The organism is Enterovibrio baiacu (assembly GCF_004120195.1).
Classification (GTDB): domain Bacteria; phylum Pseudomonadota; class Gammaproteobacteria; order Enterobacterales; family Vibrionaceae; genus Enterovibrio; species Enterovibrio baiacui.
Window position 1 is genome coordinate 430157 of the sequence record NZ_SCHN01000005.1, and the last position, 12859, is coordinate 443015.

The window sequence follows — 12859 nt, forward strand, 5'->3', positions numbered from 1 at the left end:
TAATCAGTACCACTGCCAATCAAGTTCTAGCCAGTATTGGGTGCCATTATCAAAGCCGCCCGTTGAGTCAGGAAACTCGTTCACTTGATCGTTCAAGAGGTTTTCAACCGTCAAAGTAAACAAAGGGGCACGTGGCGAATATTGCCATCCCAAAATCAGATCCCACGTTACCACTTCAGGCCATGCATATTGCTCTTTTGTTGGGATGTCATCGTCAGGATGAGATCCCGATACATAGTGAACCACATTACTCACCCAAAACTCAGGGGTAACGTCCCACATGACCTGTGCACCCGCCAGATGCATGGGCTCATTCTCGTATGAACGCAGTGGCACTTCTGTCGATGCGCAGATGCTTCCTTCGCATTTCGCTTCGATTTGTTTGTAGGCATAACTGGCATTCACTTGAAGCTGGTTATTGATCGACCACTTCATGCTTAATTCGCCGCCGTAGGTTTTCGCTGACAATGGCGTGATCAATTGATAGCTATACACATCGATAATGGTGCCCGCCGTGCCAGGCGAAGAATTCTCTCCATTCAAGTAGCGATCTGCACTGATCAACTGGTAAGCCGGAATGCTGTCTTCTTCGCTGTAAAACAGATTCGCATCAAATTGAATGCGTCTGTCATCCCAGAAGCGATAGCCGATCTCGTACGTATCAATCTTAGGCACAGGAATGTCTTCGTTACCCAGGTACCTGATGCTTTGGACGTAATCGTAATTGTCTGGCAGGCACTGTACAGGTTGAGTTGCGGTGCAAAACATGACATCGCTGCCATAGACATTCTGATGGAAGTCTGTAGAGCGATCTAAGCGCGACGGTGTGATCACGGCGCGTCCCCAACCTGCCCATAGACGTTGGTTTTCACCCACATCTTGCATCAAGCGAATTTGTGGCTGTGCGAAGGTGTCTTCAACCAAATTGAAGTACTGCCAGCGGTTCCCCACCATCAATTCAGTGGTGTCAGTGAGTGGGTAGGAATAGTTGAGATACACCGCCACACTTTGGTTGGTGAAATCCGGTTCATCCGTTACTCGAGCATAAGGCAAGGTGTACGACGATTTCGTGTCATAGGTATCGAAGTGCTCGTCGATCAATCGGTAGTTCAAACCGACTGTCAGGTTTCCTCCGAAGACATTCTGATCGGTATATCGCGTTTCAGAGTCAAATCGGGTAAAGGATGCGTTGCGGTCAGCGCCATCGCTGCTGCTATAAGTCAGCCAGAACTGCTGCTCCCACTGGCGCTGGTCGTCCACTTCTTGAAGCCATTTCAAGCCTGCAAAGTACTCTTCTGCTAAAAGCTCGGTGTCGAAAGCACTGAAGTCCGGCCCGTCATGCCCTGGGTTTAGGAAATGGGGTTCGTAGTATCCCCATTGATAGTCTTCTCGAGAGCGAATGCCGCCCAACTGCACAGAGACCGTGCGATCAAGGCGCTGATAGTCACTTCTCAATCCGAACCGTTCGGTATACACCTTGTATTCTTGGAGCGTTTTGACGCGCTCTTCGTCACTCGTCCAAGGTTTATGCTGAACAAATTCTGCATACCCACTTAAATACAGGTTTTCGCTGATCTGGCCACCGTGATGAAGCTGGTATTCTTGATAGTCATAGTTACCAACGGACACTGAAACGTGACGTCGTAACGCATCTTCTGCGTCCAGTGTGATGATATTGATGACAGCATGCACAGCGTTGCCGCCCCAAATGGTACCAACTGGCCCCATCACCACTTCAATTCGGTCGATATTATCAAGGCTAACGGGAATGAGATCCCAGTCCACCCCAGAGAACATGCCATTAAAAACACTTCGACCGTCCACCATTACCAACATGGAGTTACTCAAGGCTTCGTTGGTGGTTCGCGCAGAAATGCCCCAATCGTAGTTGGAGAACTTTGCAACATGCAGACCCGGAGCAAGCACTAAGGCGTCCGCGACTGAGCGAACACCAGAACGTTTGATTTCTTTGGCGGTAATGACATGCACAGCGGCAGGTGTATCAGCCAAACTGAGGGCAGTACGCGTAGCGGAAACAACTTTGGTTTCAGAAAGGGATTCAAGCGACATATTTAGCAATTCATCGAGTTCTGACTCGGCGAACGCGGACGTGGAGACATTGGTACTCAACCCTGCGATAAGGATTGCTAGAGAGGCTATACGCATATTTTTATCCATGAGCGCGACATTTCTCCACCTTTACACATAAGTGTATAAATGGACGTCCTCACTCAACTGCTTCTTGTTATGACACGCATTATCTAAATCGATGTTTTTAATCACGATTTGATGCATTTTTTTGCCATTATAAAAACGAAACTTTGCAGTACACACGGATAAATTGTGTATTTTAGCTTTCTCTGCGATACCCCTCACTCAGCGCCATAAAAATGACTTAAATGTGAACATATAAGCGACATTTTGCCAAACTTTCGTCGCAGATATACAAAATAATTATCACACAAGAACAATATCATATTGAGAGCAATGCGAAAAAGATATAGAGATTTAGCCGTTCTGGCAACACAAGCTCCTGTGAAGAAAATTAGTAACAGTCTTCCTTGATAGCCTTCGCTATACCAGCCCCTTTAGCTTGGCCAAACCATATGCCGAAATTGTTACGCAGTCTTTGATCTCACTTTCGATGATCATGCGCTCAAATTCCGCCACAGGGAAAGCACGCGTGATCAAATCTTCTTCTTCACTGTCGAGCTGATTTCCTCTCTGCGTCAGAGATGTTGCGAGGTAAACATGACAGGTTTGATTGAGAAAGCCGTAGGCGATGAACTGGGCACCGAGGTAGGTCATGGATGCTGCATCCAATCCCGTTTCCTCGCGCAACTCACCTTTCGCCAAATCGAGGTGATCGGCATCAGGTGAGGATTCCCATGCCCCTTGTGGAATTTCCCAGCAACGCGCCTGCACCGTATAACGGTACTGTTGAACCAAATGAATGATGCCGTTATCAATGGCAATGATCGCCGCACAATCGGGTTTATCCACCACCCCATAAATGCCTTCAGCACCACTAGGGCGAAGAATTCTATCTTCTCTTACGCTCATCCATTTGTTTTGGTATACAATTTTGCTATCGAGTTGCTTTATCACGGTGCATTCCTGTTTTGCTCCTTCGCACACCCGATTCAAGCAGGTGATAGGCGAAAGAATGATATCGAATACAACGCAATATACCCGCGCGATCCCTGCGGGAAAAGCATAAAAAGCACGGGAATACGGACCGGCTGAGACTATTTGGCGAGCCCCATTAACAAACCGTTTTCTTCCCACAGAGACACATTTACACCATCCACATTCGTTTCTACGTTTTTCATATCAGCCTCACTACCTTGCGGCAGTTTGGCTTGATAGAAGGTGTACACCCGATCAGTTTCCAGATCTTTCACATGCAGTTGAGCGGCAATTTTTCCGTCAATGCTGCAATAACGCCCACCGAGTAAGACCCATTTTTCAACGGGAAGCTGTGACGGCATGACCACCGAAAAATCTAAGCGATTGAGGTAAGTATCGCGTACTGTCTTTGTTCATAAGAGATCCTGTGTGAATGAATAAGGCGCATGTAAAACACAATGCTTTCCTTCATTAACGAATCAGTCGCAATTTTGATTGCATTGTTGTTCAACAAATTTTTCAGCGGCCCTTTTTACAAGGTATCTCAGGCACGTATTTAGGCCATGAATACGTGATAAATGCCTCGTAGAACGCCTTCACCGGCGGTTCTTTCACCATCTCAACGTCCAACATCTTGCCAAAATTTAGAATCGTGATATTTTCTTGCCAAATTTTCTCAATTGGAAAAGTGACCATGCCAAAGGCAAGTGAAATTAAAAAGAACGCAGTGATTGAACATGGCGGCAAAGTGCTGGCGGTTAAAGACATTGCTAAACTGACTCCAGCTGGCCGTGCAGGCACCAGCCTGTACAGAATGCGTCTTTACGATGTAGCGACTGGTGCTAAGTATGATGAAAGCTTCAAAGCGGATGACATGCTTCCACTGGCTGACTTCAGCCGTCACGCTGCGGATTTCTCTTACATCGATGGTGACGAGTACATCTTCATGGATAGCGAAGATTACACGCCGTACCACTTCAACAAAGAAACCATTGCAGAAGAAATCCTGTTCATTACTGAAGAAACCAAAGGTATTCAGGTTCTAACAGTAAGCGGTCGCCCTGTCGCGATCGAACTACCATCTACTGTTGATATGGTTATCACTGATACATCTCCTTCTATCAAAGGTGCATCAGCGAGTGCGCGCACTAAGCCCGCAACCGTGTCTACCGGTCTGACTGTTCAAGTGCCTGAATACATCGGTACTGGCGACAAAATCCGCATCAACACTGCGGAACACAAATTCATGAGCCGCGCGTAATTTCACGCCGTATCGCTCAACAAACTAGAAGCCTCGATAGCGATATCGGGGCTTTTTATTGTTTTTAGATGCGATGAGCGAGATTGCGAGAAGAAGCAGATAAAGCAAAACATGGTGGTCTTCTTGTCGATGCTTTCAAGGAAAGCTCCCATGAAAAAGACGCCCAAAGAAAAGCAAACAGCACATCATATTTCTCGTTCACATTTTTTCGACATCACTGCCCTTACGCTATCAGCCTGAGATCGAAGGCTCTTTCAGACTCAACAATGACAAGGCTGAAAGGGAGATAGGTACACATTGACTCTGATGTTAAGGAAAGACAAATGAAAAAAATGATCTTAAGTGGTGTTGTATTGGCGACCTTAAGCGCATTCAGTGTTCCAAGCTTCGCATCAAAAGACGCCAACATCATCAGCGAGCAAGACGCGATCAAAGCAGCACTGGCAGAAGTCGGCGTAGAAGTGCTTGGTATCCGTTTTGACGAACCAGACTCGCAGTGGGATGTATTCGTTAAGTCAGGCGCAAAAGCGTATGAAGTTGAAGTCGACGCTGCAAGCGGCAAAATCGTCGCAGCCGAAGAAGAGAGCCTTGCAGAAATTAAAGCGGAGCTTTCGGGCGACCTTTCCCACGAAGGCGTGATCGGCGACGTTGATAAGTAACGCGCTCACCCTACGCATTTAGCGACCAAGGGTTAGGAGAGAGAAACCAGAAAAACAATTTTCTCCTCGCTTTTCCCTCATACGAAAACGCCCAGAGTGATTGGCTCTGGGCGTTGTTTCTTAACCCTTTGAACTAATCGGTGGTATCACGATCAGATCATTCGAGTCTCATATCTCCCGCTCTTTCTCGAATCTCTTATCTCGAATCTTTTATCTCGCACCTCACCTCTCTTGTCTCGCACCCTGCTCTTCCATCGCCCCCACCAATCACACCAATAGCCAGAACCACATAGCGTTTTTTCTTCATCCGTAATACTGTTCAACCAACAAAGAAAAACAGAATAAAAAATAAAAGGAAGATTATGAGTTCAATCACTGTTCGTTGCCCAAGCTGTCATAAAAACAACCAGTTCCCGGTTGAACGCCTTGATGACCAGCCGAAATGTGGCGCATGTAAGTCTCCGTTAGTGAATGGCAAACCCATCGAAGGCACTGCGGCGAACATGGACGCATTGTTGTCATCAGGGAAGCCCATTGTTGTCGATTTTTGGGCACCGTGGTGTGGACCATGCCAAGGATTTGCTCCTGTCTTTGAAGCAACGGCAGCAAGCAAAGCAGACGATGTGATCTTCGTGAAAATAAACACGGAAGAAGAACAAACGCTGGCAGCGAAATACCGCATTCGTAGCATCCCGACCATCATGGTGTTTAACGAAGGAAAAATGGTGAAACAGATCAACGGTGCACTCCCTCAGTCAGAGTTCACCTCGTGGTTAGAGCAAGCCATCTAGTGTGGTGATGGGGCGTTTATCACCTGACTCGACACCAATCAACAAAAGGGCATAGCGTGCCCTTTTTTATTTTCTCATGCCAACCAGTAGGCATAACAAACTCAGGGTTGTTATAGAATGCATTAGATGATAATAATTATCATTACATCATAAAGAGCAGATAAAAGGGCTGGCGATGGATTCAAGACAGCAAATCTACAATGCCTACTTCAAAGCAAAAGACAGGTTCGACGAGGACGGAAATACGTTTGGCTATGAACCCGACATCGTTCAAGGGTTTGTGCAAACAGGGTTAATGTTGGCGTCTTATCATGAGCTTGGGTCAGAACATGAAAGCGTCTTGCTGAATGAGCTCTTTCTTCGTCAGGTTTACTTCAAACTGCTTGATGCCATTCAAAGCCCTTATAGAAGCCATAGCTTTCGACGTATATGCCTTGATGGCGTTCACAGTCCGCTCTACGCACTGCAGCGACATTATGTGCAAGTTCCCGACGGCGACCGAAAATTTGCCCAACTTCAGCTAATGCTACAACGCCTTCAAGCACCGCTAGATTGATTCCAAAAGGACAGGATATGACGCAAACATTCCGCACAGAAACAGACAGCATGGGCGACGTGAAAGTCCCTGAGAATGCACTTTATCAAGCACAAACCCAGCGTGCAGTAGACAATTTCGCGTTTAGTCAGCACACCATGCCCGTGTCGTTTATTCAGGCGCTAGCTTACATAAAACAAACAGCGGCACTGACCAATGCGCAGCTAGGTCTGCTGGAAGGTGACATTGCCCAAGTGATCGCGGAAGCCTCACAAGACATCATCAACGGCCAGTATTTGGATCAGTTCCCCATTGATGTGTTCCAGACCGGCTCTGGCACCAGTTCGAACATGAACGCCAATGAAGTGATTGCAACCCTTGCGAGTAAAGCCTTAGGCGGCGAAGTATCCCCTAATGATCACGTGAATATGGGCCAAAGCAGCAACGATGTTATCCCAACCGCGATTCAAATTAGCAGTGTCTTGAGTGTTGAAAAGCAGCTCTTGCCCGCCCTAGAACATTTGATTTCCACCTTGAGTGAAAAGCGCATTGAAGTGGGAAACACGGTAAAAACAGGTCGAACCCATTTAATGGATGCAATGCCCGTGACGTTCGACCAAGAACTGGCAGGATGGCAATACCAGATAGACCACGCAAAATGTGCCATTGAGCAAAGCTTGCAAGCGGTTCGCGCCCTAGCTCAAGGCGGCACGGCCGTCGGCACGGGGATTAATGCAGACCCTCGTTTTGCTGCGACATTCGCTGATAACTTGTCGCAACTTACGAAGGCATCTTTCACGCCGAGCGTGAATTTCTTCTTTAATCTCAGCAGCCAAGACGCCATTGTGGCGCTTTCGGGGCAATTAAAAACCGCCGCTGTCGCCATCATGAAAGTCGCCAATGATTTACGTTGGATGAACTCTGGCCCGCTGGCAGGTTTAGGAGAGATTGAGCTTCAAGCATTGCAACCTGGCTCGTCGATCATGCCGGGGAAAGTAAACCCAGTGATACCAGAAGCCGCAGCCATGGCATCTGCGCAAGTGATTGGCAACGATGCAACCATCACGGTTGCTGGGCAATCTGGCAATTTTCAACTGAATGTGATGCTGCCTGTTATTGCACATAACATTCTGGAAAGTATCGACTTACTGGCGAACAGCGCAAATGCACTGGCCGACAAAGCCATCAAGACGTTTACGGTGCGAGAAGACAACCTCAACATCGCATTGGCGAAGAACCCAATTCTCGTCACGGCGCTAAACCCAGTGATCGGTTACTTGAAAGCAGCAGACATCGCGAAGAAAGCCTACAAAGAAGGGCGTGCGATCATTGATGTGGCAGAAGAAGAAACAGAATTAGACAGAGCGACACTTGAGCGTTTGCTTGATCCGACCGCGCTAACGAAAGGCGGCGTTGCAAACTAATGCTGAAATAAACAATAAAAAAAAGCCCTCCAAGGAGGGCTATATTGCTCGCTGCCGACAAGCACAATTCTAAATAAAAGATGAAATAGGTAAACATAACACTGCATCACTCAGAAAAACCTATTTCAAATGTGTTTTAGAACACACACATACTGACTATCCATGTCAACGAGAACGCTGTAGATTAAACGCACATTGCGTTTAAGAAATAAAAAAGACAGGCAAAATGGAGTCGTGCGTTTTGCTGTTATATCTGCCTGTCTAAACTGAATACGAAAACCATTCCCTCTCTATATGCATTAAATATTCTTTAACGTATCAGAGATAAATTTCTTCCTGATGCCATCATCCCTAACCAATGCACCGCTTTTGCTCAATCGATAGGTGTATCTAAATTCGCTCCCATCCAACACACCGTTGATGGTTAAGAAACAAAACTGACGACCTTGACGACAATCAATGTAGTAGTTACCCGATTTTCGTGTTTTGGTCACTTGTAGCCCAGACTCCCCCGCCCCTGGCGTCATCAACACTTTCGACACAACAACCTTTCGATTCACCGTATCAACAAACCGCAGCGTTTCCTTCGCCAGCGTTGCATCTTGGTCAAACTCTGAATGGTAATACCCATCAATTTTCAAAGTCGCGTTCAGTTTTGCTTCTTTCGCGCCATCTTGATTGACGCATGCAGAAATTGCTAACCCTAACAATGGTACGATTGCACACTTCATCATTTGCATGGGAAACACTCCCCAGTTAACGATTAATTTAGTTTGTCGCTTATTTTTTATCCTATTGCCGACCAGTCTTCCTGATCATTTATATTTATAATCTTTTTTGTACTTGTTATATCAAAATAAAAAGAGCCATTCCCCGCAGAAAGACAACCTAGCCAATTGTCGCCAAAAATAAAGAACATCAGGAAAAGGAGTGGAAACCCAATGTTCTTATAAAACACGATTATTTCCCCTATTAAATAATCGCGTTTTCTTTCTACGCTTTTAGCTTTGACCACAATGTGATTTTTTAAAAGGACAAATGTGTTCTTTAAAGAATTAACGACTCAAATTCAAAACACCAATGTCATCTATTTTTACACAAACAAGACAATTAGAGTAATTACGTCATTTAATACAACACATGGAGAAACCTTAGTAAATGGTATATCTAATTGTAATTAAATAACTAATTTCAAAATTCATGGTTAGAACGATAGAAATTGGTAGGTAAAGAAAAATCCAAGGAAAAGCTCTCTTTTTTTTGCTCTCTAACCCACTCACACAAAAAGCCCTCTCAAGGAGGGCTTCAAAGCGATCATTTGCAGAACATGATTATGCGATGATCATCTGACCAAGCACATAACCCAGCAAACATGCACCGACAACACCAATCAGGCCAACAGACATGAATGAGTGGTTGAAGTACCACTTACCAATTTTGGTTGTGCCCGACGTATCGAAGTTCACGGTCGCGATGTCTGATGGGTAGTTAGGAATGAAGAAGTAACCGTATACCGCCGGCATAATACCGATAAGCAATGCAGGGTCTAAGCCCAAACCAAGACCCACAGGCAACATCATACGTGCAGTCGCTGCTTGAGAGTTGACCACCACAGAAACGATGAACAGCGCGAGTGCGAACGTCCATGGGTAGCTAGTCACCATATCAACAATGCCTGATTTAAATTGCGGCATCGCGTATTGGAAGTAGGTGTCTGACATCCATGCAATACCGAAAATCGCAATCGCAGCCACCATACCCGACTTAAATACCACACCATTCGGCACGTCGCGCGGGTCGGTTTTCGTTGCTAACAGAATCACACCACCGAAACACAACATCATCATCTGGATGATGACAGACATGCTGATCGGTTTTGAACCTTCAGTAATGGTGCGCACTTCAGGCACCATAGCAATCACAACGATGGTAACGATAGACGCAAGGAAGATCAGTACGGCATTACGCGCTGATTTTGGAAGTACTTCATCCAACGACGTCGCTGTGGTGTTAAGAATACGCTCTCGCCATTCTGGATCTTTCAGGCGCGCTTGATATTCAGGATCGTCATTCAGCTCTTTGCCACGCTTCATGCTGTAAAGAGACATCAGCAGCGTACCAAACAAGGTTGCAGGCACGGTGACCAGCAAGATTGAGAGCAAGGTAATGTCGGCTTGAATGCCCGAAAGTTGTGTTAAGTAATACACAACGGCTGCAGACAAGGGTGATGCAGTGATCGCGATTTGAGATGCGACAGACGATGCCGCCATCGGGCGCTCAGGGCGAATACCGTTTTTCAACGCCACGTCGCCAATGATTGGCATGATGGAGTACACGGCATGCCCTGTACCAAGCAGAAACGTCATCGCGTAGGTCACGAACGGCGCAATCAAGGTGACACGTTTTGGATTCTTACGCAGCACTCGTTCAGCAACTTGCAGCATGTATTTCAAGCCACCCGCGGCTTCAAGAATAGACGCACACGTTACCACCGCAAGGATGATGAGCATAACGGTAACAGGTGGCGATGTTGGCGGCATTTTGAAGATGAAAACTTCAATAACCAGACCTATGCCCGAAACAACACCTAGGCCAATACCACCATACCGTGAACCGATGTAAAGCATTAACAACAGGAATAAAAATTCCAAGTACAACATACCAATAACCTCTTAAATTTTATGGCTATTTGTATTTTCCGCTTATCTTTCAACAATTTCTGAACAACGTCTCACACTCCTACTTTTCCACAAAAGCGATGTCTCTGAATCAGATTTTCAGCACACAATTTCGACATTTCGTAGCCGAAACAAAACCAAGATGTAGCGAGGTTGATGACAGGTATTGAGTGAATGGTTAATTAGATTTTTGAAAACCGGTGAGCGGCAGCATCATGGGGAAAAAACAGTGAAAAAGGAGCCAGCGAATGCTGACTCCTGTGCGACGATAAGTAAACAAAGTACCTTCACATGCAGCTTGAACAAGCCTCCGTTAACGTACTTCTTTGAATCCCTCGCCGACAAACTTACGAACAATGTTTCCACGCTCTAGATCCCAGTGCTGTTGCCAACGCACATTCGCGTCTCGCTCAGCTTTCACTTGCTTCGCGTCTTCTAACTTTTGCAGAATCAGCGCACGAGCCAATCGCTTGTTAGCATGTTGGCTTCGTTCACTTTCCACACGAACAGAAACTCCGGAGGCAATATGCGTCGCCCTCACCGCTGAATCGGTTGTATTGACGTGCTGTCCGCCCGCCCCTGAAGCGCGGCAAGATTGGTAAGTAATTTCTTTATCGAGCGTTTGCGGATTGGCCTCAAACACCTTGCCACCAAAGAACCAGTTTTTACGCTTATGCTTTGGCCTCAGTGGGCTGTTGCAGACCCAAAGCATCGAGCCTTCCCAATGTTGCGCGATGTGTTTTGCGGCCTCTGCATTCTTTTCATCGAAGGCCAACAACACCGATCTAAACCCGCGTGAGCGTTCGCAAGGTAATGACGACACAATGTCCATTTTCACATTTTGCTCCCGACACGTTTGCTCGATCGCCTTCAGAGCCAAACCGACGGCAAGACAGCATTCTGCGGGTCCCTGCCCCGAGGTTAATTGCAGTAGCATCATGCCGAGCACCCTCCCTGTGTTTTGAACGTCAACACAGGACGCAATCTCGCCACCAAGGTGATCAAACCCGCATTGATCAAATCATCAATAATGCTGTCGCAACGCTTATAAGCTTGAGGAGCCTCGTCATACAACAAGCCTTTATCACCGCAGATAACTTTGCTGCCCAACGACGTTTTATACAGGTCGTCTTTCTTGTATTTATGGCTCAATCTTGCCTGACACTCACCACGCTTCCATTTTCGCCCCGCGCCATGTGCAAGGGAGAACAGCGCCAATCCCTGTTGCTTGCCCATCATTTCCGTGGGCTTCACAAGGTAGGAGTAGTCCCCTCTCGAACCGGGGATCACGACATAGCCTTTGTCACTCGGCGTCGCGCCTTTTCGATGAAGCCAACCCGCTTTCTGCTCATCACCTAGCAGTGTGCTTTTCTCAATAAAGTTGTGGTTTACATCCAGCACACATTCTCCACTCACATTGATTGCATCAAAAAAGCGTCGTGCGATAAGCTCACGGTTCAGCTCTGCCCATCGAACAGCTTCATCGTGTGCCTGCATATACGTCGAATGCTCTGGCGAATTTACCGCTAACCCTTGGTGATTGTGTTCGGCTATATGGCCAACGAGAATGGATTGCCCAAGCCCACGCGACCCAGAATGTGCAAGCAACAAAAGTTTCCTTCTATCAATGTTGAGCTGCTCCATCTCAGAAGCGTCATACACTTCATCAACAGCTTGAAACTCTGCAAAGTGATTTCCTCCACCAATAGTGCCAAGCGCAGCATCAAACAAGGAATCCGAGATCTGTTTTTCCGTCTTTCTTCTATGCACTAAGGGCTGCCAGCTTTCATCCAGTTCAGATTCAACGTGTTGAAGTTTCTTCGCTAGCTTATCGACGTTCACTTTTGCCACATTCAGGGAGGATTGCCACAGCGCCATGCCACATCCAATGTCATTACCCACCAATGCGGGATAAACCTTGGTATCTGAAAAAAATGCAGCGCCAATCGGGTATCCACGACCTGGGTGTAAATCAGGCATTCCTGCAACAGCAATCATGCCAGCAAGCTCAGAAGTTTTAATCAGTTGTTGTATAGCCAGCCCTTCAATCCACGTACATTCAGACGCAAAAAGGCTGACTTTTTCAGTCAGTATTTGGACGGATTTGTCCATGCTACCTATTCCTTTTATCAGGATAATAAAAATATGTTTTTAGGCAGGCATGTAGACGGATAGAACAGAAGACGGCGAAGCGAGGGAACTGTTACTGGCTATCAATACCTGCAAAGGGAGTGAATAGTGTCATCGTCATGTTTATGTCTCCTTTTGCTCGTAGATAAGAAAAATGGTGGAAGCACCAAGTGCGAGCGCATGTTAAGCACTCGCCGAACAAATATCAACCACCAATAACAAAATTGTAACCAGAAAAAGACAGTAAGCTTT

At 46.4% G+C, this 12859-nt stretch carries 12 protein-coding genes; 5 read left to right on the forward strand and 7 right to left on the reverse strand.

Features of this window, described 5'->3' with window-relative positions; genetic code table 11:
• Positions 1-3: 3 nt before the first annotated feature.
• The 3 genes from EQP46_RS02190 to EQP46_RS02200 all read right to left on the reverse strand — a co-directional run bounded on the left by EQP46_RS02190 (position 4) and on the right by EQP46_RS02200 (position 3491).
• A complete protein-coding gene (locus EQP46_RS02190) occupies positions 4-2166 on the reverse strand; it encodes a TonB-dependent receptor plug domain-containing protein (protein WP_129492080.1) in 2163 nt (720 codons plus the stop codon).
• Between the two features lie 408 nt (positions 2167-2574).
• Positions 2575-3063, reverse strand: coding sequence for an NUDIX domain-containing protein (locus tag EQP46_RS02195; RefSeq protein ID WP_129492179.1), 489 nt, complete (start codon positions 3061-3063; stop codon positions 2575-2577).
• Positions 3064-3248: 185 nt separating this feature from the next.
• Entirely contained in the window at positions 3249-3491 is a 243-nt protein-coding gene (locus EQP46_RS02200) for a hypothetical protein (protein ID WP_129492081.1), read from the reverse strand.
• 332 nt (positions 3492-3823) lie between these two features.
• Between EQP46_RS02200 and efpL the strand changes: the two genes are divergently transcribed.
• From efpL to EQP46_RS02225, 5 genes are all read left to right on the forward strand, one after another.
• Positions 3824-4390, forward strand: a complete 567-nt coding sequence (gene efpL / locus EQP46_RS02205; RefSeq protein WP_129492082.1) for an elongation factor P-like protein EfpL — start codon at positions 3824-3826, stop codon at positions 4388-4390.
• A gap of 323 nt (positions 4391-4713) precedes the next feature.
• Complete coding sequence (locus EQP46_RS02210) at positions 4714-5049, forward strand: PepSY domain-containing protein (protein WP_129492083.1); 336 nt, start codon at positions 4714-4716, stop codon at positions 5047-5049.
• A gap of 362 nt (positions 5050-5411) precedes the next feature.
• The gene (trxC, locus tag EQP46_RS02215) at positions 5412-5840 is read left to right on the forward strand and encodes a thioredoxin TrxC (protein ID WP_129492084.1); all 429 of its coding nucleotides are present in this window, start codon (positions 5412-5414) and stop codon (positions 5838-5840) included.
• A 175-nt stretch (positions 5841-6015) separates the two neighbouring features.
• Positions 6016-6396: a hypothetical protein gene (locus tag EQP46_RS02220; RefSeq protein ID WP_129492085.1), complete on the forward strand. Its 381-nt coding sequence runs from the start codon at positions 6016-6018 to the stop codon at positions 6394-6396.
• Between the two features lie 17 nt (positions 6397-6413).
• Positions 6414-7799: a class II fumarate hydratase gene (locus EQP46_RS02225; protein WP_129492086.1), complete on the forward strand. Its 1386-nt coding sequence runs from the start codon at positions 6414-6416 to the stop codon at positions 7797-7799.
• 299 nt (positions 7800-8098) lie between these two features.
• Here EQP46_RS02225 and EQP46_RS02230 read toward each other — a convergent pair whose 3' ends face one another.
• From EQP46_RS02230 to EQP46_RS02250, 4 genes are all read right to left on the reverse strand, one after another.
• Positions 8099-8539 (reverse strand): hypothetical protein, encoded by a 441-nt coding sequence (locus EQP46_RS02230; protein ID WP_129492087.1) that lies wholly within the window; start codon positions 8537-8539, stop codon positions 8099-8101.
• 591 nt (positions 8540-9130) lie between these two features.
• Complete coding sequence (locus EQP46_RS02240; protein ID WP_129492089.1) at positions 9131-10459, reverse strand: anaerobic C4-dicarboxylate transporter; 1329 nt, start codon at positions 10457-10459, stop codon at positions 9131-9133.
• Positions 10460-10790: 331 nt separating this feature from the next.
• A complete protein-coding gene (gene prfH, locus EQP46_RS02245) occupies positions 10791-11417 on the reverse strand; it encodes a peptide chain release factor H (RefSeq protein WP_129492090.1) in 627 nt (208 codons plus the stop codon).
• A complete protein-coding gene (locus tag EQP46_RS02250; protein ID WP_129492091.1) occupies positions 11414-12589 on the reverse strand; it encodes an RNA ligase RtcB family protein in 1176 nt (391 codons plus the stop codon). The genes prfH and EQP46_RS02250 overlap by 4 nt, the downstream gene beginning before the upstream one ends.
• Positions 12590-12859 lie beyond the last annotated feature (270 nt).